Source organism: Streptomyces sp. NPDC091282, from assembly GCF_044757385.1.
GTDB classification, from domain to species: domain Bacteria; phylum Actinomycetota; class Actinomycetes; order Streptomycetales; family Streptomycetaceae; genus Streptomyces; species Streptomyces gramineus.
The window spans coordinates 1,425,045-1,447,897 of sequence record NZ_JBIVUX010000001.1 but is presented as its reverse complement, the minus strand read 5'-3'; the positions used below and the strand labels follow the sequence as shown (position 1 = coordinate 1,447,897).

The 22,853-nt window shown below is 73.1% G+C and carries 20 protein-coding genes and 2 tRNA genes; 9 read left to right on the top strand and 13 right to left on the bottom strand.

The annotated features are described in order from the left end of the window. The first annotated feature begins 157 nt into the window (after positions 1–157). From ACIQOE_RS06660 to ACIQOE_RS06645, 4 genes are all read left to right on the top strand, one after another. Positions 158–1,051: an FAD binding domain-containing protein gene (locus ACIQOE_RS06660; RefSeq protein ID WP_351322925.1), complete on the top strand. Its 894-nt coding sequence runs from the start codon at positions 158–160 to the stop codon at positions 1,049–1,051. After that, positions 1,048–2,661: a 2Fe-2S iron-sulfur cluster-binding protein gene (locus tag ACIQOE_RS06655; RefSeq protein WP_401409972.1), complete on the top strand. Its 1,614-nt coding sequence runs from the start codon at positions 1,048–1,050 to the stop codon at positions 2,659–2,661. Before ACIQOE_RS06660 ends, ACIQOE_RS06655 begins: the two co-directional genes overlap by 4 nt. Then, positions 2,658–4,970, top strand: a complete 2,313-nt coding sequence (locus ACIQOE_RS06650) for a molybdopterin cofactor-binding domain-containing protein (protein WP_351322927.1) — start codon at positions 2,658–2,660, stop codon at positions 4,968–4,970. The genes ACIQOE_RS06655 and ACIQOE_RS06650 overlap by 4 nt, the downstream gene beginning before the upstream one ends. A gap of 309 nt (positions 4,971–5,279) precedes the next feature. Continuing rightward, positions 5,280–6,458, top strand: a complete 1,179-nt coding sequence (locus ACIQOE_RS06645; RefSeq protein ID WP_401409970.1) for an SUKH-4 family immunity protein — start codon at positions 5,280–5,282, stop codon at positions 6,456–6,458. Positions 6,459–6,471: 13 nt separating this feature from the next. On the opposite strand, the gene ACIQOE_RS06640 is transcribed toward ACIQOE_RS06645, so the two are convergent. From ACIQOE_RS06640 to ACIQOE_RS06620, 5 genes are all read right to left on the bottom strand, one after another. After that, positions 6,472–7,149, bottom strand: a complete 678-nt coding sequence (locus ACIQOE_RS06640; protein WP_399007996.1) for a response regulator — start codon at positions 7,147–7,149, stop codon at positions 6,472–6,474. Next, positions 7,146–8,315: a sensor histidine kinase gene (locus tag ACIQOE_RS06635; RefSeq protein ID WP_401409968.1), complete on the bottom strand. Its 1,170-nt coding sequence runs from the start codon at positions 8,313–8,315 to the stop codon at positions 7,146–7,148. The genes ACIQOE_RS06640 and ACIQOE_RS06635 overlap by 4 nt, the downstream gene beginning before the upstream one ends. Beyond that, positions 8,312–9,148, bottom strand: coding sequence for a lysostaphin resistance A-like protein (locus tag ACIQOE_RS06630; protein ID WP_401409966.1), 837 nt, complete (start codon positions 9,146–9,148; stop codon positions 8,312–8,314). Before ACIQOE_RS06630 ends, ACIQOE_RS06635 begins: the two co-directional genes overlap by 4 nt. Positions 9,149–9,392: 244 nt before the next feature. Continuing rightward, positions 9,393–9,464, bottom strand: a tRNA-Cys gene (locus ACIQOE_RS06625). Between the two features lie 20 nt (positions 9,465–9,484). Next, positions 9,485–9,582, bottom strand: a tRNA-OTHER gene (locus ACIQOE_RS06620). A gap of 178 nt (positions 9,583–9,760) precedes the next feature. Between ACIQOE_RS06620 and ACIQOE_RS06615 the strand changes: the two genes are divergently transcribed. The 4 genes from ACIQOE_RS06615 to ACIQOE_RS06600 all read left to right on the top strand — a co-directional run bounded on the left by ACIQOE_RS06615 (position 9,761) and on the right by ACIQOE_RS06600 (position 14,898). Continuing rightward, complete coding sequence (locus tag ACIQOE_RS06615) at positions 9,761–11,191, top strand: MFS transporter (RefSeq protein WP_365561053.1); 1,431 nt, start codon at positions 9,761–9,763, stop codon at positions 11,189–11,191. Between the two features lie 119 nt (positions 11,192–11,310). After that, a complete protein-coding gene (locus ACIQOE_RS06610; RefSeq protein ID WP_365561056.1) occupies positions 11,311–13,113 on the top strand; it encodes a DEAD/DEAH box helicase in 1,803 nt (600 codons plus the stop codon). Between the two features lie 307 nt (positions 13,114–13,420). Beyond that, on the top strand, positions 13,421–14,062 hold the full coding sequence (locus tag ACIQOE_RS06605) for a helix-turn-helix domain-containing protein (protein WP_365561059.1): 642 nt from the start codon (positions 13,421–13,423) through the stop codon (positions 14,060–14,062). A 47-nt stretch (positions 14,063–14,109) separates the two neighbouring features. Beyond that, on the top strand, positions 14,110–14,898 hold the full coding sequence (locus ACIQOE_RS06600) for a S16 family serine protease (protein ID WP_401409963.1): 789 nt from the start codon (positions 14,110–14,112) through the stop codon (positions 14,896–14,898). Between the two features lie 48 nt (positions 14,899–14,946). Here the strand turns inward: ACIQOE_RS06600 and ACIQOE_RS06595 are convergent, their stop codons facing one another. The 7 genes from ACIQOE_RS06595 to ACIQOE_RS06565 form a co-directional block, all read right to left on the bottom strand. After that, a complete protein-coding gene (locus tag ACIQOE_RS06595) occupies positions 14,947–15,123 on the bottom strand; it encodes a hypothetical protein (protein WP_351322938.1) in 177 nt (58 codons plus the stop codon). Between the two features lie 10 nt (positions 15,124–15,133). Next, positions 15,134–15,718 carry a helix-turn-helix domain-containing protein gene (locus tag ACIQOE_RS06590; RefSeq protein WP_351322939.1) on the bottom strand — a complete coding sequence of 195 codons (585 nt, stop codon included), beginning with the start codon at positions 15,716–15,718 and terminating at the stop codon, positions 15,134–15,136. A gap of 81 nt (positions 15,719–15,799) precedes the next feature. Then, positions 15,800–16,681, bottom strand: a complete 882-nt coding sequence (locus tag ACIQOE_RS06585) for a glycine betaine ABC transporter substrate-binding protein (protein WP_401410127.1) — start codon at positions 16,679–16,681, stop codon at positions 15,800–15,802. 89 nt (positions 16,682–16,770) lie between these two features. Then, positions 16,771–17,625, bottom strand: a complete 855-nt coding sequence (locus ACIQOE_RS06580; RefSeq protein WP_401409961.1) for an ABC transporter permease — start codon at positions 17,623–17,625, stop codon at positions 16,771–16,773. Further along, a complete protein-coding gene (locus tag ACIQOE_RS06575) occupies positions 17,622–18,854 on the bottom strand; it encodes a betaine/proline/choline family ABC transporter ATP-binding protein (protein WP_351322941.1) in 1,233 nt (410 codons plus the stop codon). Before ACIQOE_RS06575 ends, ACIQOE_RS06580 begins: the two co-directional genes overlap by 4 nt. After that, entirely contained in the window at positions 18,847–19,494 is a 648-nt protein-coding gene (locus ACIQOE_RS06570; RefSeq protein WP_351322942.1) for an ABC transporter permease, read from the bottom strand. The genes ACIQOE_RS06575 and ACIQOE_RS06570 overlap by 8 nt, the downstream gene beginning before the upstream one ends. Positions 19,495–19,521: 27 nt before the next feature. Further along, positions 19,522–20,004 (bottom strand): Lrp/AsnC family transcriptional regulator, encoded by a 483-nt coding sequence (locus ACIQOE_RS06565; RefSeq protein ID WP_351322943.1) that lies wholly within the window; start codon positions 20,002–20,004, stop codon positions 19,522–19,524. 125 nt (positions 20,005–20,129) lie between these two features. On the opposite strand from ACIQOE_RS06565, the gene hppD reads away from it, so the two are divergent. After that, positions 20,130–21,278 (top strand): 4-hydroxyphenylpyruvate dioxygenase, encoded by a 1,149-nt coding sequence (hppD, locus tag ACIQOE_RS06560; RefSeq protein ID WP_351322944.1) that lies wholly within the window; start codon positions 20,130–20,132, stop codon positions 21,276–21,278. Positions 21,279–21,315: 37 nt separating this feature from the next. On the opposite strand, the gene ACIQOE_RS06555 is transcribed toward hppD, so the two are convergent. After that, positions 21,316–22,818 carry a tetratricopeptide repeat protein gene (locus ACIQOE_RS06555; protein WP_401409958.1) on the bottom strand — a complete coding sequence of 501 codons (1,503 nt, stop codon included), beginning with the start codon at positions 22,816–22,818 and terminating at the stop codon, positions 21,316–21,318. Positions 22,819–22,853 lie beyond the last annotated feature (35 nt).

Sequence of the window (22,853 nt, the reverse complement as noted above, 5' to 3'; positions counted from 1 at the left end):
GCCAAGCCGCCGGTGAGGTGGGCGAATGCCTCCTAGCGGACCCGTGCGTTCGAGGCTTGCGAAGATGTGCCAGAGTTGCCACGTCCGCCCTGTGAGCACGTACCGTACGGCCACACAGGTGGGACCAGGTGGGGGCAGCGGGAAGGGGCAGCCGGTTTTGACCACGCACGCACCGCAGGCGGGGCAGTCCGTCACGCTGCCCACGACACTGAACGAGGCCGTGGCGGCCCTCACCGCGATGCCGGCCGCCGTCCCCGTGGCGGGCGGCACCGATCTGATGGCCGCCGTGAACTCCGGCCAGCTGCGGCCCGCCGCCCTGGTCGGTCTCGGCCGGATCAGCGAGATCCGCGGCTGGCAGTACCAGGACGGCAACGCGCTGCTCGGCGCCGGACTCACGCACGCGCGCATGGGCCGGCCCGACTTCGCGGCCCTGATCCCGGCGCTCGCCGCCGCGGCGCGGTCCGCGGGTCCGCCGCACATCCGCAACGCGGGCACCCTGGGCGGCAACATCGCCACGGCCGCGCCCACCGGCGACGCGCTGCCGGTGCTCGCCGCCCTGGAGGCGACGCTGATCATCGCCGGACCGGGCGGGTCCCGCCGGGAGATCCCGGTCTCGCACCTGCTGGCCGGCGTCGAGATGCTGCGCGCGGGCGAGCTGATCGCCTTCGTCCGGGTGCCGCTGCTGCACGCCCCGCAAGTCTTCCTGAAGGCCACCGGACGCACCGGACCCGGCCGCTCGGTGGCCTCCGTGGCGCTCGTCCTGGACCCCGCGCGGCGCGGGGTCAGATGCGCCGTCGGGGCCATAGCGCCGATGCCGCTGCGGCCGCTGGAGGCCGAGCAGTGGGTGGCCCGGCTGATCGACTGGGACAACGACCGCGCGCTCGTCCCGGAGGCGCTGCACGCCTTCGGCGAGTACGTCGCCGCCGCCTGCATCCCCGACCCGGCGCCCGAACCGGACGGCTCGGTGCCGCCGCTTCCGCCTGCCGTACTGCACCTGCGGCGCACCGTCGCCGCGCTGGCCCGACGAGCACTGGGGAGGGCGCTGTCATGACCGACGAGCAGCACGAAGAGGGCGCGCCCTCGGGCGGCGGCCGCTGGGATCCGTTGCCCCAGGGCGACTACGACGACGGCGCGACCGCCTTCGTGAAGCTCCCCGAGGGCGGCATCGAGGCCCTGCTGTCCGGCGACAGCCCCCTGGCCGCCCCCGGTCACGGCTACGTGCCGCCGCAGATAACGGTGGCGCCCGGCACCGAGACCTGGGGCGCGCAGGGCGACGGCGCGCAGTGGCCGGACCCGAACGCGGTCCCCCAGGAACGGCCCGTCGACGACCGGTTCACCTACCAGCCCGCCGCGACCCAGCAGTGGACCTACGAGGAGCCGCCGCCCGCGCCCGGCCACGACGTGACCGGGCAGTGGTCGATCCCGGTCGCGAGCGGTGATGTTCCGGACGAATCGGGCGAGTTCACCACATCCGCGCTCATGGAGCAGTGGGGCGGCACACCCCCGGCGACCCTGCCCGGCGGCGCGGCCGCGCCGTGGGCATCCGAGCTCCAGGCCTGGGAACACCCCGCGGAGGCCCCTGGAGGCCCCTCAGGCGCCCCGGTGGACCACGGGGACACTCGGACCCCGGACGCCCCGCCCGAGGCCGCCAGCGAGGCGCCTGCGCCCGACGCGGCCGTGGCGAACGAACGCGACGAACAAGGCGACACGGGCGAGTTCCACGCGCTCGGCGAGCCGCCCGCCCGTGACACGACCGGCGAGCCGGACGACCCCCACGCCACGCCCGCCCGGCACCTCGGCCCGCCGGCCGCCGACGGCGACACGCCCCCGCCCGCGCCGGACGGCGAGGCTCCCGAGCCCGCCGAGGCCGCAGCGGAACCCGCCGAGGCCGAGCCCGAGGCGATCGACGACCACCCCCTCGCCTCCTACGTCCTGCGCGTCAACAGCACCGACCGCCCCGTCACCGACGCCTGGATCGGCGAGTCGCTCCTGTACGTGCTGCGCGAACGCCTCGGCCTCGCCGGCGCCAAGGACGGCTGCTCCCAGGGCGAATGCGGCGCCTGCAACGTCCAGGTCGACGGCCGCCTCGTCGCCTCCTGCCTGGTGCCCGCGGTCACCGCGGCCGGCAGCGAGGTCCGCACGGTCGAGGGCCTCGCCCAGGACGGCCGGCCCTCCGACGTCCAGCGCGCGCTGGCGCTGCGCGGCGCAGTCCAGTGCGGCTTCTGCGTCCCGGGCATGGCGATGACCGTCCACGACCTGCTGGAAGGCAACCCGGCCCCGACCGAGATGGAGACCCGGCAGGCCCTGTGCGGCAACCTCTGCCGCTGCTCGGGCTACCGGGGCGTGCTGGACGCCGTCCAGGAGGTCGTCGCCGAACGCGAGGCGCACGCCGCCGCCGACGCCGAGACCGACGGCGACGAGGCCCGCATCCCGCACCAGGCGGGACCGGGCGCCGGCGGCGTCAACGCGTCGGCCTTCGACTCCCCGGGCACCTTCGCGACGCCCGCCCAGCGCGAGCAGTCGTCCTACGACGCCCGGCACGAGCAGTCGTACGACCAGACGTTCGGCGGCGACCGGACGTTCGGCGGCGACCAGACCTTCGGCGACCAGAGTCAGAGCTACGGCGACCAGCCCTACGGGTCGGACGGAGGCCAGGCGTGACCAACGAGACCGTCACCACGACCACCGCCGCGGACAGCGCCGACCCCGCCCCCGAGCCGCCCCCGCACGGCCTCGGCGTGTCGCTGCCGCCCGCCGACGCGCGCGCCAAGACCGAGGGCACCTTCCCGTACGCGGCCGACCTGTGGGCCGAGGGTCTGCTGTGGGCGGCCGTCCTGCGCTCCCCGCACCCGCACGCGCGCATCGTGTCGATCGACACCACCCACGCGCGCGAGATGCCCGGCGTACGGGCCGTCGTCACCCACGAGGACGTGCCCGGCACCCCGCTGCACGGCCGCGGCACCGCGGACCGCCCGGTGTTCGCCGCCGAGGTCGTACGCCACCACGGCGAGCCCATCGCCGCCGTCGCCGCCGACCACCCCGACACCGCCCGGATGGCCGCCGCCGCGGTCATCGTCGAGTACGAGGTGCTCGACCCGGTCATCGACCCCGAGCAGGCCTTCGAGGCCGAACCGCTGCACCCCGACGGCAACCTGATCCGGCACATCCCGCTGCACCACGGCGACCCGGACGCGGCCGGCGAGATCGTCGTCGAGGGCCAGTACCGCATCGGCCGCGCCGACCCCGCCCCGATCGGCGCCGAGGCCGGACTCGCCGTGCCCCGCCCCGACGGCGGGGTCGAGCTGTACCTGGCCTCCACCGACCCGCACACCGACCGCAACACGGCCGCCGCCTGCTTCGGCCTGTCGCTGGAACAGGTGAAGATCGTCGTCACCGGCGTGCCGGGCGCCACCGCCGACCGCGAGGACCAGGGCTTCCAGCTGCCGCTCGGCCTCCTCGCCCTGAAGACCGGCTGCCCGGTCAAACTCACCGCCACGCGCGAGGAGTCCTTCCTCGGCCACGCCCACCGCCACCCCACCCTGCTCCGCTACCGGCACCACGCCGACGCCGAGGGCAAGCTGGTCAAGGTCGAGGCACAGATCCTGCTCGACGCGGGCGCCTACGCCGACACCTCCGCCGAGTCCCTGGCCGCCGCGGTCTCCTTCGCCTGCGGCCCCTACGTCGTCCCGAACGCCTTCATCGAGGGCTGGGCCGTGCGCACCAACAACCCGCCCTCCGGCCACGTCCGCGGCGAGGGCGCCATGCAGGTGTGCGCCGCCTACGAGGCGCAGATGGACAAGCTGGCGAAGAAGCTCGGCCTCGACCCGGCCGAGATCCGCCTGCGCAACGCGCTCGCCACCGGCGACGTGCTGCCCATCGGCCAGACGGTGACCTGCCCGGCCCCCGTCGCCGAACTGCTCCAGGCGGTACGGGACTTCCCGCTGCCCGCGCTGCCCAAGGACACACCCGAGGACGAGTGGCTGCTGCCCGGCGGCCCCGAGGGCGCGGGCGAGCCGGGCGCGGTGCGCCGGGGCGTCGGCTACGGACTCGGCATGGTCCACATGCTCGGCATCGAGGGCGCCGACGAGGTCTCGACGGCCACCGTCAAGGTCCACGACGGCATCGCGACCGTGCTCTGCGCGGCCGTGGAGACCGGGCAGGGCTTCACCACCCTGGCCCGCCAGATCGTCCAGGAGACCCTCGGCATCGACGAGGTCCACGTGGCCCCGGTCGACACCGACCAGCCGCCGGCCGGCGCCGGCTGCCGCGGCCGCCACACCTGGGTCTCCGGCGGCGCCGTCGAACGCGCCGCCAAGATGGTCCGCACCCAGCTCCTGCAGCCCCTCGCCCACAAGTTCGGCATGTCCACCGAACTGCTCCAGATCACCGACGGCAAGATCACGTCGTACGACGGCGTCCTGTCGACCACCGTCACCGAGGCGATGGACGGCAAGGAGCTGTGGGCCACGGCGCAGTGCCGTCCGCACCCGACCGAGCCGCTGAACGCGGAAGGCCAGGGCGACGCCTTCGTGGGCCTCGCCTTCTGCGCGATCCGCGCGGTCGTCGACGTCGACATCGAACTGGGGTCGGTGCGGGTCGTGGAGCTGGCCGTCGCCCAGGACGTGGGCCGGGTCCTCAACCCGGCGCAGCTCAACGCGCGGATCGAGGCCGGTGTCACCCAGGGCGTCGGCATCGCGCTCACCGAGAACCTGCGCACCCCGCGCGGGCTGATCCGCCACCCCGACCTCACCGGCTACGCCCTCCCGACCGCGTTGGACGCGCCGGACATCCGGATCGTCAAGCTCGTCGAGGAACGGGACGTGGTCGCCCCCTTCGGCGCCAAGTCGGTCAGCGCGGTCCCGGTCGTGACGTCCCCGGCGGCCATCGCCTCCGCCGTCCGCGCGGCCACCGGCCGCCCGGTCAACCGCCTCCCGATCCGCCCGCAGGCGGCGGTGGTCACCGGCCAGTGAGCCGGCCGGCCCCCGCCGCCCACCGCTGACTCCGCCGTCCCCGCTACCGGTTCCGCCCGCTCCCGGGGCCCCGTCCACGGCCGCGGGACGGGCGGTGGCGGTGACGTGCTCCGGGACGGAACGTTCGAGGGCCGCCCCGCGTCTGTTCTCCACGGGGCGTTGTCAGTGGTGCGGCGTAGTGTTCTGGCAGTGGGGACGGCCGTTTCGCAGGGGAAGCCCGGACGGCACGCCATGCCCTGCTCAGGACGGCCTACGGCACACCACTCCGACCCACTTGCATGTCTGAACTCTTTGATCGCGGGGGCAGCGATGAGCACGACCAGCACGACCGGCAGCGGTGCGGCGGCGATCACGCTGACCGAGGCAGAACTGGACCGTTACATCACGCACGAACCCACCCGCATGTGGCTCTCCGGCCCCGGACTCCCCGACACCGGCGGCCTGTTGACGTTCGCACCGCTGCGCACCGCAGGCCTGCGCAGACTCGCCGACGTCACCGACGCCGCGGCCGGTCCGTCCCGGCTCGCGGAGGAACTCCGGGACCGGCTGGTGATCGGCGAGCTGCTGTCCCCGGCCGGCCTGGACACCGAGTCGATCCTCCTCGACGGCGGCACCGGCGAGATCAGCACCGCCTACCTGGTCGACCCGGCCGACCCGCGCCCGCTGGCGCCCTCGCTGGAGACGCTGCTGCGCTTCGCCTCGGTCACCGAGGAACTGACCGGCCTGCGCGGCCGTTTCGCCTCCCTCGCCGGCACGCACGGGACCAAGGCGGCCACCGAGGCCTCCCGCAAGCTGCTGGAACTCTTCGAGGAGGGCACGGCCGGCCGGGTGCCGTCGTACTGGAAGGCGACCGCGCTGATCCGTCCCCTCAGCCTCGTCGCGGGCCCCGGCACGGACTCCGGGCTCGCCGTCGACCTGCCGGCCCGGCTGCTGGACCAGGAGTTCGGGCAGGGCCGGGTGGCCCGCTTCGAGGAGGTCGACTTCCCGCCCACGCTCACCCACGAGCCGACCCGCCGCTTCCTGCGCGAGACCGGCCTCCCGGAGGACGCGGTCCTCTTCCAGCTCGACCCGGACGCCCCGCTGCCCACCCTGCGGGAGTACTACACGGACCTGCACACCGGCGACTTCCCGCCGGACGCCCTGCCGGCCCACGCCGACCGGCTCATACGCCTGGGCTACCTGGTCGAGGAGAACAGCCTGGTCGTGGACGGCACCACGGGCGCGATCCTCAACTTCTCCGAGCCCGAGGCCACCCTCTACCCGCTCAACACCGACATCTCCACGCTCGCCTTCACCCTCTGGCTCCTGCACCACGAGCGCACCATCGACGAGCACCTGGGCCACGAACTCACCACGGAGGCCTACGACCAGCTCGCCGCGACCATGCTCCACACGCTCGCGGCGATCGACCCGACGCCCACCACCATGGACGCCGACTGGCACTACTGGACGGAGCTGTTCCAGGACGAGGCGGGCGGGGTGCTCTGAGCGGACGGCCGCGTCAGACCACCAGGCCTTGCCGGTAGGCGTAGACGACCGCCTGGACCCGGTCGCGCAGGTCGAGTTTGGCGAGGATGCGCGAGACGAAGGTCTTCACGGTCTCCGGGCTGATCACCAGGGCCGCGGCGATCTCGCCGTTGGAGAGGCCGTCCGCGATCAGCCGCAGGACCTCCAGTTCGCGCGGCGTCAGCGGGATGCCGTCGGGGGTGCCGCCGTCGGCGGGCCGGATCCGGGCGGCGTAGCGGCCCACCAGCCGGCGGGTCACGTCGGGGTCCAGCAGGGCCGCGCCGGTGGCCACGGTCCGGATGCCGTGCAGCAGCCGGTCCGGCGGGGCGTCCTTGAGCAGGAAGCCGCTCGCGCCCGCGCGCAGCGCCTCGTACACGTACTCGTCCAGGTTGAACGTGGTCACCACGAGCACCTTCACGGGATGCGGCACCCCGGCGCCGGCCAGCAGCCGGGTGGCCTCGATGCCGTCGAGCACCGGCATCCGGACGTCCATGACGACCACGTCCGGGCGCAGCCGGCCGGCCAGGTCGACCGCCGTCCGGCCGTCCCCGCACTCACCGGCCACCGCCAGGTCGGGCTGCGCGTCGATGATCGTCGCCAGGCCGGTGCGGATCAGCACCTGGTCGTCGCAGACCAGGACCCGGATCGGCGCCGGCCCGTCCGCGGCGGTCACGACGGGTTCCCGGCGGGTATCCGGGCCCGTACGACGAAGCCGCCGCCGGGAGCGTGCTCCGCGCTGAACTCGCCGCCCAGCACGTCCACGCGTTCCCGGAGACCGGCCAGGCCCCGTCCGCTGCCGCCGGGCGACCCGGCTGCCGAGCCGGACCCGTCCGTGCCGACCTCCACGGTGATCTCCTTCGCGCCGTGCCGCACCCGAACCGAAGTGCGGCTGCCGTGGGCGTACTTGAGGGCGTTCGTCAGGGCCTCCTGCACAACCCGGTAGGCCACCAGGTCGGCGCTGCCCGACGACGGCGCCGGCGTGCCCTCCTCGGTGAACTCCACCGGCTGCCCGGCCCGCCGCGTCCGCTCCACCAGCGTGCGCAGCCGCCCGGCGGACGGCGCCCTGTCACCGCCACCGGTGCCGGTGCCGTGGTCGGGGTTGAGCAGGTCGAGCAGATGGCGGAGGTCCGCGATGGCCAGCCGACCGGTGTCGGTGACGGCCGTCAGGGTCCGGTCGAGCCGGTCCGGCGCGGCGGTCAGATACCGGGCCGCCTCGGCCTGCACGACCATCGCCGTCACGTGGTGGGTCACCACGTCGTGCAACTCCCTGGCGATCCGGGTGCGTTCGGCGATCCGGGTGTCCTCGGCGACCCGCCGCCGGTGCTCGGCCTCCGCGCCCCGGCCGGCCCGCAGCCACGCCCCGGTGCCCCAGGCCAGCACCAGCGCCAGGTAGAACGTCACGAACTCGCTCGCCGTCTCGCCGCCGGATCCCAGCCGGTGCAGTACGACCGCCAACGGCACGTAGGCCGCGGAGAACAGGAGCGCGGCGGCCCGCCGGTGCCGGTCCAGATGGGCACCGGCGCTCAGCAGGGCGAGGGGCAGCGCGACGCCCGCGACCGAGTGGTAGGCGCGGACCTGGTCGACGGCGAAGCCGAGCGACACCAGGGCGAGACAGACGGCCGGCCCGCGCCGGCGCAGGGCCAGCGGCAGGCACTCCAGGCCGAGCGCCAGCGCGGTCAGCGCGTCGAAGGGGCGGGTGGGCAGGTCACCGACCCGGGTTCCGTTGCCGTGCAGCGCCGGCAGGAAGGAACCGGCCAGGATCAGCAGCCCGAGCGGCAGATCCCGGACCGTCACGTCGAGCCGTTGCCACCGGCCGGACAGCCGCCGAGGACTGATCACCGGGGCAGTGTAGCGACGGAGCCGGCCGCCGTGTCCCGGCCCCGGCGCGGCACGAGGTGTCCCCGGCGCCGGGCCAGCCGCAGGAACGCGAACGTCACCAGGATGCCGAGCAGGACCGAGTAGAGGCTCGCCTCAGGACCGAACTCGCCGCCGGTGACCAGCTGCGAGCCGGAGGTGGAGGCGTCCAGCAGGCCCCGCTGCGCGCCGCTGCCGGAGACCTCCGTGCCGAAGACCGCCGACTCGGCCCAGTTCCAGCCGAAGTGCAGGCCGATCGGCAGCCACAGGGTGCGGGTGGCGGCGTACGCGGCGCCGAGCATGCCGCCGGCCTCGACGGCGATGGCGAGGGCGCCCCACAGGGTCGCGTCCTTGTTGAGCAGATGCATCATCCCGAACAGCACGCCGGTCGACGTGAGCGCGATCCAGGTCCCGGTGCGCTCCTCGACGATCCGGAACAGGACCCCGCGGAAGAGGAGTTCCTCGGTCGCGGCCGCGGCGGCCATGAAGCCCACCAGGCCCACCGCGCCCGTCACCGAACCCGCGCCGTGCACCGTGTAGTCGCCGAGGAGGGCGATGTTCGCGATCACGCACGCGAACGTCGCCACACCGATCAGCGCACCGCGCCCGAACGCGGCCCGGGCGCCGTCCCGCCCCACCTCGGTGCTCGGCCGGTGCTCGGTCCGCCGCACCACCCACCCGTAGACGGCCACCGCGGCGGCGGACGTCAGCAGTCCCAGCACCAGCGTGAGGAACCAGTTCTCCTGCACCGCGGCGACCGCCTGCCCGCCCACGAAGGCGACCGCGCCCACCGCCACCAACTGCCAGACCACCCGCATGACGACTCCTCCCCGGACCCCGCGAACCGACCGCCGCGGAACTGGCCCGAACGCTACGGATCCACCACGCGGGAATCGTCACCACAGGGTGGACACCCGCACGTAGCTCGCACGGGGGACGGGGCGCCGGGAGATCGCCGGGCAGGCCCTCACGGGGCCCCTCCGCCGCCCGGCGGCGAGCGCGCGAAAGGGCGGCACCCTCGCAGGGATGCCGCCCTTTCCGCTTGCCTGGTCACGCAACCAGAGGCCATGGCGGGATTCGAACCCACGTAACTCGCTTTGCAGGCGAGCCCCTAAACCACTCGGGCACACGGCCGGGAACTGCTTCTTCCTCTACGGCCGTGGTGGGATTCGGACCCGCGTGACTCCCCGCGAGCGGAGCTCGCTGATGGATACAGCGCAAGCGAGCCCCTGAACCACTCGGGCACACGGCCGTGTCGGTGATCTGAAGGTAGGCCGGGTCCCGCGGTCGGCTCAAGGGGGACCGGGGGGCTGCAACGGGACTGCCATGTGGCGTTCATGAATGGGGCGTGGGGTCTACGACCAAGGTCCGAGGCCGGGTGGGGCTCGGGACAGGGGTCAAGGGCCGGAACGGGGCTTACCGTGGTCGGTATGACCGCCCTTGATCCCAGCGACGCCGTCGTCGCAGATGAGACCGCCGACAGCGTCGATGACCAGGGAGTGCTCGGGCGGTCGTACCGGGCGCTGAGCGTCGGGATCGTGTCCGTCGTGCTGCTGATCGCGTTCGAGGCGACGGCCGTCGGGACGGCGATGCCGGTGGCGGCCCGGGAGCTGGACGGGGTGTCGCTGTACGCGTTCGCCTTCTCCGGGTACTTCACGACCAGCCTCTTCGGGATGGTGCTGGCCGGGCAGTGGTCGGACCGGCGCGGACCGCTCGGCGCGCTGACGACCGGGATCGGGGCCTTCGCCGCGGGGCTCGTCGTCGCCGGGACCGCGCAGGCCATGTGGGTGTTCATCCTGGGGCGGGCCGTGCAGGGGCTGGGCGGCGGGCTGGTCATCGTCGCGCTGTACGTGGTGGTCGGGCGGGCCTACCCGGAGCGGCTGCGGCCCGCGATCATGGCCGCCTTCGCCGCCGGCTGGGTGGTGCCGTCCATCGTCGGACCGCTGGCCGCCGGAGCGGTGACCGAGCACCTCGGATGGCGCTGGGTGTTCGTCGGGATCCCGGTGCTCGTGGTGTTCCCGGTGGCACTGGCCCTTCCGCAGATACGGCGCCTGGCCGGCGGACCGGTCGCCGACGAGCCGCGGGAGCCCTTCGAGCGGCGGCGGATCCGGCTCGCGTTCGCGATCTCCGCCGGCGCGGGCCTGCTCCAGTACGCGGCCCAGGACCTGCGCTGGGTCTCCCTGCTGCCGGCGGCCGTCGGGGCCGCGCTGCTGGTCCCGGCCGTCCTCGGGCTGCTGCCGCGCGGGACCTACCGCGCGGTCCGCGGGCTGCCGTCGGTGGTGCTGCTGCGCGGGGTCGCGGCCGGCGCGTTCATCTCCGCCGAGTCCTTCGTGCCGCTGATGCTGGTGACCCAGCGCGGTCTGTCGCCCACCCTCGCCGGGTTCTCGCTGGCGGCCGGCGGGGTGACCTGGGCGCTGGGCTCGTGGGTGCAGGCGCGGCCGCGCGTGGCGCCGTACCGGGAGCGGCTGATGGGCCTCGGGATGGTGCTGGTCGCCGCGGCGATCGCGACCGCGCCCAGCGTGCTCGTGCACGGCGTGCCGGTGTGGACCGTGGCCGTCGCCTGGGCCTTCGGCTGTTTCGGGATGGGCCTGGTGATCGCCTCGTCGAGCGTGCTGATGCTCCGGCTCTCCGCCCCGCACGAGGCCGGGTCCAACTCGGCCGCCCTGCAGATCTCCGACGGCCTCTCGAACGTCGTCCTGCTCGCCGCGGCCGGTGCCGCCTTCGCCGCGCTGGGCGGCGGCAGCACGACGGGTACGGCCGGCTCCGGTGCCCACCCGGCCGCCTTCGCCTTCGTGTTCCTGCCGATGGCCGCCGTGGCGCTCGTCGGGGTGTGGGTGACGACCCGGCTTCGTGATCTGTGACGTGGGTCCCACCCGGGGCGCGGGCGGGCTTGTCTGCGCGTCGCCCGTGACAGGACGCCGGTAGGGTGGCCCGGTTGTCATACGCATACGTAGCCGCTCGACCCCTTACTACGGAGACCGTGACTACCTCCACCGCTTCTGCCGCCTCGTCCTCCCACCACCTTTCGCCGGCCTTCCCGGGCCGGGCGCCCTGGGGCACCGCCAGCAAGCTGCGGGCCTGGCAGCAGGGGGCCATGGAGAGGTACGTCCAGGAGCAGCCGCGCGACTTCCTCGCCGTGGCGACGCCCGGCGCCGGCAAGACGACCTTCGCGCTGACCCTGGCGTCCTGGCTGCTGCACCACCACGTCGTGCAGCAGATCACCGTCGTCGCCCCCACCGAGCACCTGAAGAAGCAGTGGGCGGAGGCCGCGGCGCGGATAGGGATCAAGCTCGACCCGGAGTACAGCGCGGGGCCGCTGAGCCGGGAGTACGACGGGGTCGCCGTCACCTACGCCGGTGTCGGGGTGCGGCCGATGCTGCACCGCAACCGCTCCGAGCAGCGCAAGACGCTCGTCATCCTCGACGAGATCCATCACGCCGGTGACTCCAAGTCCTGGGGCGAGGCCTGCCTGGAGGCGTTCGAGCCGGCCACCCGCCGGCTGGCGCTGACCGGTACGCCGTTCCGGTCCGACACCAACCCCATCCCCTTCGTGACGTACGAGGAGGGGCAGGACGGGATCCGGCGGTCCGCCGCCGACTACACCTACGGGTACGGCAACGCGCTCGCCGACCATGTCGTGCGGCCGGTCATCTTCCTCTCCTACAGCGGCAGCATGCGCTGGCGGACCAAGGCCGGCGACGAGATCGCCGCCCGGCTCGGCGAGCCGATGACGAAGGACGCCGTCAGCCAGGCGTGGCGCACGGCGCTCGATCCGCGCGGCGAGTGGATGCCGGCGGTGCTGCGGGCCGCGGACCAGCGGCTGACGGAGGTGCGCAAGGGGATCCCGGACGCCGGTGCCCTGGTCATCGCCTCGGACCAGGAATCCGCCCGCGCCTACGCCAAGCTCATCCGCGAGATCACCGGCACCAAGGCCACCCTCGTCCTCTCCGACGACACCGGCGCGTCCAAGCGGATCGACACCTTCAGCGCGAGCGACGACCGGTGGATGGTCGCGGTGCGGATGGTGTCCGAGGGCGTCGACGTGCCCCGGCTGGCGGTCGGCGTCTACGCCACCACCATCTCGACCCCGCTCTTCTTCGCCCAGGCCGTCGGCCGTTTCGTGCGGTCCCGGCGGCGCGGCGAGACCGCGTCCGTGTTCCTGCCGACCGTCCCCGACCTGCTGACCTTCGCCAACGAGATGGAGGTCGAGCGCGACCACGCCCTCGACAAGCCGAAGAAGGACGGCGAGGAGGACCCGTACGCCGAGTCCGAGAAGGAGATGGAGGAGGCGAACAAGGAGCAGGACGAGGACACCGGCGAGCAGGAGCAGTTCGCCTTCGAGGCGCTGGAGTCCGAGGCCGTCTTCGACCGGGTGCTGTACGACGGCGCCGAGTTCGGCATGCAGGCGCACCCGGGCAGCGAGGAGGAGCAGGACTACCTCGGCATCCCGGGGCTCCTCGAACCGGATCAGGTGCAGCTGCTGCTGCAGAAGCGGCAGGCCCGGCAGATCGCGCACAGCCGCAAGAAGCCGGACGACGAGGCCGACCTGCTGGAGCTGCCCGCGGAACGGCGGCCGGTCGTCTCCCACAAGGAGATGATGGAGCTGCGCAAGCAGCTGAACACGATGGTCAGCGCGTATGTGCACCAGAGCGGCAAGCCGCACGGCGTGATCCACACCGAGCTGCGCCGGGTGTGCGGCGGGCCGCCGAGCGCGGAGGCCACGGCGGGGCAGCTGCGGCAGCGGATCGCCAAGGTGCAGGAGTGGGCCACCCGCATGCGGTGACCCGCGGCGCCCTGTGGTGACTTCGGGGCGTACGGCGTACATACCAGCACATAGCGAAGCAGTCCGTACCGGAGCGTGACCGGATTCTGGACGGAGGCTTCCGCTCAGCGAACCCTCTTCGCTACTGTCCGCCTACGCACACGCCCCGTGGCAGCGCCGCCGCGGAGCGCAGCCGTGAAGCGACTGGGCCCGGAGCCACCGGGCCCTTCTGCCGATCGGCGGCCTCTGAAGCGCGTCGCTGACGGGACTCGGCGACGCATCCGCCGCGTCGGAGGCTGCCGGCCTCACCACTTAAGGAGTGGGCGTCGTGACCGCGGAGACCTCTCAGACGCTCGACCGGGGCCTCAGGGTCCTGAAGCTGCTCGCCGACACGGACCACGGGCTGACCGTCACCGAGCTTTCCACCAAACTGGGCGTGAACCGGACCGTGGTGTACCGGTTGCTCGCCACGCTCGAGCAGCATGCGCTGGTACGGCGTGACCTGGGCGGGCGAGCCCGGGTCGGCCTCGGCGTGCTGCGCCTGGGACGGCAGGTGCACCCGCTCGTCCGGGAGGCCGCCCTGCCGGCCCTGCGGTCGCTGGCCGAGGACATAGGGGCGACGGCGCACCTGACGCTGGTCGACGGGACCGAGGCGCTCGCCGTCGCGGTGGTCGAGCCGACCTGGACCGACTACCACGTGGCCTACCGGGCCGGTTTCCGGCATCCGCTGGACCGGGGGGCCGCCGGGAAGGCGATCCTGTCCGCGCGGCATTCGCCTAAGGACGACCCCGGGTACACGCTGACCCACGGTGAACTGGAGGCGGGGGCGAGCGGTGCGGCCGCGCCGCTGCTCGGTGTCACCGGGGTCGAGGGGAGCGTCGGGGTCGTGATGCTGGCCGACGCCGTGCCCGAGCGGGTCGGGGCGCGGGTCATGGACGCGGCGCGGGAGGTCGCGGAGGCGTTGCGCTGAGGGGCCGGGGCGATGGCCCGGCGTGGCCGCCGCGTTAGATTGACTCCGTGCTCTCACGTCTCACACGTCTCCAGGCCGTCGCCGTCTGCGCGATTCCCGTCGCGGCCCTGATCGCCACGGCCGTCCTCGCGCCGCTGCCGTTCTCGGTGGCCCAGCCCGGGATGACGGCGAACGTGCTCGGCGAGAACCAGGGCACCCCGGTGATCACCATCGCCGGGGCGCCCGTCCGGCCGACCGGCGGGCAGCTGCGGATGACGACGATCGAGGCGACCGGACCGGACGCCCGGGTGTCGCTGGGCGACGTCGTCGGCAACTGGTTCCGCACGGACCGCGCGGTGATGCCGCGCGACTCGGTGTATCCGGGCGGCGGCGACGTCAAGGAGATCGAGCGGCACAACACCGAGCAGATGGAGCAGTCGCAGGACGCGGCGGCGCAGGCCGCGCTGCGGTACCTGAACCTCAGTGCCGACAAGGTCAAGGTGACCCTGAAGCTGGCGGACGTCGGAGGACCGAGCGCCGGGCTGCTGTTCTCGCTCGGGATCATCGACAAGCTGGACGGGAACGGGAGCGGCGGTGACCTGACCGGAGGGAGGAACATCGCCGGTACGGGAACGATCAGCGCCGACGGCACGGTGGGCGCCGTGGGCGGGGTCGCGCTGAAGACGCAGGCCGCGCGGCGGGACGGGGCGACCGTCTTCCTGGTGCCGAAGGACGAGTGCGCCGACGCGAAGTCCGAGCTGCCCGCGGGGCTGCGGCTGGTGCCGGTGACGACACTCAGGGGTGCCGTGTCCGACCTGGTCAAGCTGGAGAAGGGGACGAAGGTCCCCGGCTGCTGAGTCCGGGGCGCGGCGGGCGGGGCCGGTCGCGCGGTCCTGCCGTGCCGGTCAGGGAGTCGCCGGTGCCGGCGCCGCCAGGCGCAGGCCCACTTCCACCAGGGTCCAGCCCAGGCGGGTGCGCAGTTCCTGCCGTGGCGGCCGGGCCTCGGCCGCCAGGCGGTGGGCCCGCGCCTGGCGGTGCAGTTCCGTCATCCGGTGCCGGGCGAGCTGGGTCTGGGTGTGCATGCGGTGCCTCTCAGTCCGTCTCGATGGGGAAGAGGTGCGTGTGGACGCGTACCTGCTCGGCGTGCGGGTCGTCCTCGGCGGGGGCCAGGGCGCGGTAGCCGTCGACCAGGGCGTGCAGTTTGCCGATCAGCTCGACGGCGAGTTCCGGGGTGAGCCGCAGGGTCATGTCGCTCATGTCGGTGGAGTGGGACCAGGCCTGGGGCCACCTCTCGCGGGTGCCGAGCCAGGCCGACAGCTCACGGGCGTGCCGTGCGGCGCCCTCCTGGAGGAACACCTCCGTCAGTCCGCGGACCTCCGGGCCCGCGTCCTCGAAGTCGGCGCTGTCGAAGGTGAGGCCCTGGTCCACCGCCCGCCACCACCGCTCCCGGCCCTTGCCGCGCTCCGGGTCGTCCTCGACGAAGCCGTGTTCGGCCAGCTGGCGCAGGTGATAGCTGGTCGAGCCGCTGGACTCGCCCAGCCGGGCGGCCAGTTGGGACGCGGTGGCGGGGCCGCGGTAGCGCAGGGTGTCCAGCAGCTGCATCCGCAGCGGGTGGGCGAGCCCGCGCAGTGAACGTGCGTCGAGCCGGCGCGGTGTGCGGTCCTGGTGCTCCGTCATGCGTACGAAGGTAGCCGTGCAAAGGACCTTTTGCAACGCCTTCTTTGCATAGAGTTCGAGGTAACTCCGCTCCGGTGTGCGCTACTTGACGAACCCCTCCGCCTTCATCCAGTCCAGCGCCACCTGGTGCGGGTCCTCCCCGGCCACGTCCACCTTCGCGTTCAGCGTCTGGGCCACCGTGTTGTCCAGCTTCGCCGTCACCGGGTCCAGGACCGCCGCGATCGCCGGCCACTTCTCCAGGGCCTTGGTGTTGATCACCGGTGCCGCGTTGTAGTTGGGGAAGAACTTCCGGTCGTCCCGCATCAGCACCAGGTTCATGGACCTGATGCGGCCGTCGGTGGTGAAGACCTCGCCGTAGGTGCAACTGCCCTTTCGCACCTGGGTGTAGATGATCCCGGTGTCCATCTGCGTGATGTTCTTCGCCGGCACGCTCATGCCGTACGCCTTCTCCATGCCGGGCAGGCCGTCGGCCCGGTTGGCGAACTCGCCCTCCACGCACAGGGTCACCGCCCCGGGGTCCGACCTCGACAGCGCCGCCACGTCCGACAGCGTCCTCGTGCCGTACTTCCGGGCGTTGGCATGGTTCATGGCCAGCGCGTAGGTGTTGTCGAGCCGGGAGGGCGGCAGCCAGGTCAGGCCGTTGCCGAGATCCGCGTCGTGCACCGCCTGCCACTGCTGCTGCGGGTCGGTGATGGGGTGGCCGTGGCCCAGGTAGGTGATCCACGCCGTGCCCGTGTACTCGTACATCCCGTCGGCCTGGCCGGACTTGACCGCCTCGCGGGCGCCGACCGAGCCCTGGATCCCGGTCCGGTCGAGGACCTGGGCGCCCGCCGCCTCGAAGGCGATGCCCATGACGGCGCCGAGGATCAGCTGCTCCGTGAACTCCTTGGAGGTGACGGTGAGATGGGCGCCCTTGAGCGGCCGGCCCGCCCCGATCGAGCCCGGCGACACGTCGTCGACCATGGGCGAGCCGCTGGTCAGACCGCAGCCGGCGGCCGGCAGCAGGGCCAGCAGCAGGGCCAGCGGCAGCGCCGTGGGCGCCCGGAGCCCGCTCACCGGCCCGCCTCCAGGCCCCGCGGCCGCAGCAGGACCTCCGCCAGCGAGGCCAGCCAGTCCACCAGCAGCGCGAGCGCCACCGTGAGGACCGAGCCGAGGACCAGGACCGGCATGCGCTGGTTGGTGATGCCGGTGGTGATCAGGACGCCCAGTCCGCCGCCCCCGCCGAAGGTGGCCAGCGTCGCCGTACCCACGTTGAGGACCAGGGCCGTACGGACGCCCGCGAGGATCAGCGGCACCGCCAGCGGCAGTTCCACCTTGCGCAGCACGCCCAGCGGGGACATGCCGATACCGCGTGCCGCCTCCAGGAGCGTCGGGTCGTTCGCCTTCAGGCCCGCGATGGTGTTGGAGAGGACCGGCAGGATCGCGTACACGATGATGCCGATCAGGGCCGCCCTCTCGCCGACGCCCAGCCAGATGACCAGCAGCGCCAGCAGGCCGATCGCCGGGGTCGCCTGGCCCGTGTTGGCGACGGCCATCGCCACCGGCGTAGCCCTGCGGAAGGCCCTGCGGGTCAGCAGGACGCCCAGCGGGATCGCGATGACCAGCACGAAGAACGTCGAGATCACCGTCAGTTGCACGTGCTGCCACAGGCACGTGGAGACCTGGCCGTGCGCGAGGGCGTTCGCGGAGATCGTGTCCAGACGGGCCTGCCGGAACCACAGCCAGGTGGCCAGCAGCAGCGCCGCCAGGAACGCGGGCAGGAACGTCAGCTTCCGCCACGTGATCCGCCTCCCCGGCGGGCCCTGCGGCGGTGGCGGGGCCTCCCGCTCCGCCTCGGCCTCGTCGCGGAAGGCGAGGTCCTCGGCCTCGTGCCCGCCCTCGGGCCGGGCGTCGGGAGACGCGCTCACGCCTTCTGCTCCCCTTCCTCGCCCTCCTGCTCGGCATGGGTCCGGTCGGCCCTGGCCTCCTGGAGTTCGTGCTGGTGCTCCATCGCTTCGAGGCGGTCGGCCTCCAGCAGTTCGTGCACCGAGTTCATCAGGGTCTCCATGTCCACGACCCCGATGAACTCGCCGCGCCGCCCGGTCACCGCGACGCGGCCCGCGTTGTCCGTCAGCACCGCCTCCAGGGCGTCCCGCAGGGTCGCGTCCCGGGTCACCGTGTCGTGCACCAGCGTCCCGGCGCGGGCCAGCGAGCCCCTGGCCCGCATCAGGTCGCCGCGCCGCAGCCACTTGTAGGGACGGCCACGCTTGTCGAGCAGCAGGATCTCGTTGGTGCCGCTGCCCCGGAGCCGGTTGAAGATCTCCTGGAGCGGGGTGTCCAGGGTGACCGTCGGATAGTCGCCCATCTCCACGTCCCGGACCCGGGTGAGGTTCAGCCGCTTCAGGGCCGCGCCCGCGCCGACGAAACCGGAGACGAAGTCGTCGGCCGGGTTGGTGAGGATCGCCTCCGGGGTGTCGAACTGGGCGATGTGCGAGCGTTCGCGCAGGACCGCGATCCGGTCGCCCAGCTTGATCGCCTCGTCGAAGTCGTGGGTGACGAAGACGATGGTCTTGTGCAGCTCGCGCTGGAGCCGGATCAGCTCGTCCTGGAGATGGTCGCGGGTGATCGGGTCGACGGCGCCGAACGGCTCGTCCATCAGCAGGACCGGCGGATCGGCGGCCAGGGCCCGCGCCACGCCCACCCGCTGCTGCTGGCCGCCGGAGAGCGCGCGCGGATAGCGGCCGTGGAACTCGCCGGGGTCCAGGCCCACCAGGTCGAGCAGTTCCTCGACGCGGGCGCGGATCCGGGCCTTCGGCCAGCCGAGCATCTTCGGGACCAGGGCGATGTTCTGCGCGACCGTCATGTGCGGGAAGAGACCGGCGGACTGGATGGCGTACCCGACCTTGCGGCGCAGCTTCACCGCGTCGATGTCGGTGACGTCCTCGCCGCCGATCCGGATCCGGCCGCCGGTCGGCTCGATCAGCCGGTTGATCATCTTCAGCGTGGTCGACTTGCCGCAGCCGGACGGGCCGACGAAGATCACCGTCTCGCCCGCCCCGATCTCCATGTTCACGCTGTCCACGGCCGGCTGGGCGCTGCCCGGATAGCGCTTGGTCAGGTGCTCCAGCTCGATCGAGGCGCCATGGGACTCAGCCACGGATCCCCCTCGGAATGGTCAGCCGTCCGAGCAGGACGTACGCCGCGTCGAACAGCAGCGCGAGGATGATGATCCCGACGGTGCCCGCGAGCACCTGGTTCAGCGCGTTCTTGCTGCCCAGGGAGGCCAGTCCGCGGAAGATCTCGTTGCCGAGGCCGGGACCCGAGGCGTACGCGGCGATCGCGGCGATGCCCATCAGCATCTGCGTGGAGACCCGGATGCCGGTCAGGATCGGCGGCCAGGCCAGCGGCAGTTCCACCCGCAGCAGCCGGGCGGCCCGCGACATGCCGATGCCCCGGGCCGCGTCCACCAGCATCGGGTCGACCCCGCGCAGGCCCACGATGGAGTTCCGCACCACCGGCAGCAGCCCGTACAGCGTCAGGGAGATCACCGTCGGCGGGACGCCGAGGCCCACCACCGGGATCAGCAGGCCGATCATGGCGAGGGACGGCACGGTGAGGATGGTCGCGGTCGCGGTGGTGGCGAGGTTGCCGGCCCACTCGCTGCGGTAGGTGACCACCCCGATCAGCACGCCGATGAGGGTCGCGGCGACCATGCACTGGAAGACGGCGCTGGCGTGCTGGTAGGCGTCCGCGAGCAGGGTCTGGTGCCGGTTGCCGAGGTACTCCCAGAAGCTCACGCGCGCTCACCCCCGACTGTGGACGGGTCAGGTCGTCCCTTCGCTGTCCGCCGCGGCCTGCTCCACCAGCGGGATGATCCGCAGCGGAACGGGGTTCTCCATGACGATCGCCGTGGAGGCCCGGACAATGCCATCAAAACCGACGACCCGGTCGATCACCCGCTGGAGATCGGCGTTGGAGCGGGCCACCAGCCGGCACAGCATGTCCCCGGTGCCGGTGGTGGTGAGCAGTTCCAGCACCTCCGGCACGGTCGTCAAGTGCGCCCGCACGTCGGGCCCTTGGCCCTGCCGGATCTGCAGCGTGGCGAACGCGGTGACCGGGTAGCCGAGGGCCGCCGGATCCACCTGCGGACCGAATCCCTGGATCACTCCATTCGACTGAAGCCGGTCCAGCCGCGCCTGCACGGTCCCGCGCGCCACCCCGAGCCGGCGGGACATCTCCAGCACGCCGATCCGCGGTTCCCTGGCCAGCAGCACCAGGATCCGCCCGTCCAGACGATCGATCGCCATACCCGCCTCCGGATGGTTGGTCATCCTGTACAGAAAGTCCGCCGATACGGCCGTACCGCTGAACATGTTGCCCACTCGAAACGAGAACTATTGCGCACCTTGTGTGCCAGGGTCACCCTTCGACCATGACGCAGACCACAGAGCACACTCCCGACGCGACCACCCGGCAGGACGACCCCTTCCCGGTCAAGGGAATGGACGCGGTCGTCTTCGCCGTCGGCAACGCCAAGCAGGCGGCGCACTACTACTCCAGCGCCTTCGGCATGCGGCTGGTCGCCTACTCCGGACCGGAGAACGGCAGCCGGGAGACCGCGAGCTACGTCCTGGAGAACGGCTCGGCGCGGTTCGTCCTCACCTCCGTCGTCCGGCCGGAGACCGAGTGGGGCACCTTCCTGTCCCGGCACGTCGCCGAGCACGGCGACGGCGTCGTCGACCTGGCCATCGAGGTCCCGGACGCGCGGGCCGCGCACGCCTACGCCGTCGAGCACGGCGCCCGGTCGCTGGCCGAGCCCTACGAGGTCAAGGACGAGCACGGCACCGTCGTCCTCGCCGCGATCGCCACCTACGGCGAGACCCGCCACACGCTCGTCGAGCGGACCGGCTACGACGGCCCGTACCTGCCGGGATACGTCGCCGCGTCCCCGATCGTCGAGCCGCCCGCCCGCCGCACCTTCCAGGCCGTCGACCACTGCGTCGGCAACGTCGAACTCGGCCGCATGAACGAGTGGGTCGGCTTCTACAACAAGGTCATGGGCTTCACGAACATGAAGGAGTTCGTGGGCGACGACATCGCCACCGAGTACAGCGCGCTGATGTCCAAGGTCGTCGCCGACGGCACCCTGAAGGTCAAGTTCCCGATCAACGAGCCCGCCGTCGCCAAGAAGAAGTCCCAGATCGACGAGTACCTGGAGTTCTACGGCGGGGCGGGCGTCCAGCACATCGCGCTCAACACCAACGACATCGTCGAGACCGTACGGACCATGAGCGCGGCCGGCGTCGAGTTCCTCGGCACCCCCGACTCCTACTACGACACCCTCGGCGAATGGGTCGGCGACACCCGCGTGCCCCTGGACACCCTGCGCGAGCTGCGGATCCTGGCCGACCGTGACGAGGACGGCTACCTGCTGCAGATCTTCACCAAGCCGATCCAGGACCGCCCGACCGTCTTCTTCGAGATCATCGAGCGGCACGGCTCCATGGGCTTCGGCAAGGGCAACTTCAAGGCCCTCTTCGAGGCGATCGAGCGCGAGCAGGAACGCCGCGGCAACCTCTGACCGCTCGACGGCCCCGGCCGGGACCGTCACCGGCCGCTCAGCGGGGCAGGTCCTCGTTGGGCGGCTGGTCGCCCAGGGTGGCCAGGGTCGCGCGGGCCACCGGGGCCTGCAGCGGCGAGAAGTACGGGTTGATGCGCAGCGCGTCCTGGAGATGACGGCGGGACGAGGCGTCCAGCTCCAGATCGCGTTCGATCATGCCCCGGTGGAAGGCGTAGGACGCGCTGCGGACCCCGCCGCCCTTGGTCGAGTCCGTCGCGATCGAGGCATAGACCAGCGCCTCCTTGTCGTCACCGGCCCGGTGCAGCGCCCACCCGAGCGCGTCGGCGACCTCGATGCCGGGCTGCCGCTCCCACTCCGCCGACAGCCGCTGCACCGCCTCCTCGACGTCCCCGTGGTCCGCCTCGTACCGCCCGAGCAGCAGTTCGTCGTCGACCCCGGCGTCCGTCTCGTGCCGCACCTGCGTCTGCAGCAGCGCGTACCGCGCCTCCGCCTGCTGCCCCATCCCCAGCGACTCGTACAGCTCGGCCAGCTCCAGCGTGACGTCCGGAGCCTGCCGGTGCGCGAGGGCTCCCTGGTACGCGGTCAGCGCCTCCTGCGTGCGGCCCAGCGCGGCCAGCGCCCGGCCCTGGCCGGCCCGCGCCTGCGCCTGGCCGGGGTCCAGGCGCACCGCCGCCGTGAAGTGCCGCAGCGCGTCGTCGCGGTCCCCGCGCTCGAAGGCCAGGTCCCCGGCCTGGGTCAGGTACGCGGCCTGTTCGGCGGGGGCCTGGGCGGCCGCCGCCGCGTCGGTGATCTGGGCGGCCGCGTCCTCCCGCCAGCCCCGGTCCCGGTACACCGCGGCGGCCCGCGCCATCACCGCCGGTTTCGCGGCCGCCCCGGGCTTCAGCGCCGTCAGCCTGTCGAGCGCCGAGCGGGCCGCCTTGTAGTCGCCGAGCCCGTCGTAGGCGTCGATCAGCGCGGGATACGTCGACCACCGCTTCGGCGCCGCCTTCAGCGCCTCCTCGCCGAACCGCCTGGCCGCCGGGAAGTCCCGGCGGGCGTTCGCCAGCGCCGCGAGGCCGGCCAGCGCGTCGGTGTTGCCCTGGGCCGCCACCTGCAAGGAGGTCTGCAGGGCGTGCTCGGCCCGCGGATAGTCGGCGGTGTCCGCCGTCCTGCGCGCCCGCTCCACGTACGCGGCCCCCAGCACCGCCCAGGCCCGCCCGTCCTTCGGCCGCGCCCGCACCAGGCTCTCGCGCGCGCCGATCAGCGAGGCGAGGTCGGGCCCCGCGGCCGGCAGGCCGTCGAGGACGGCCGTCTGCGCCGCCGCCTGGGCCGCGGCCTGCGCCTTCGCCCTGGCCCTCGCCTGCGCCCCGGCCGCCGGGGACGGAGCACCCCGGTGGTCCGGCGCGTGCGGCCACAGCATCAGCGCCGCACCGGCCGCCGCCGAGCCCGCCAGCGCGACGACCAGCAGCCGCCGCAGCACCCGGCGCCCGGGCCGCGGCGGCTGCTGGTCCGTGAACAGCGAGGTGGTGGGCCCTGACGGTCGGTTATCGAGCGCGCACATGCCCGACACTGTGCGTCAACACGGCGACCGCGCCC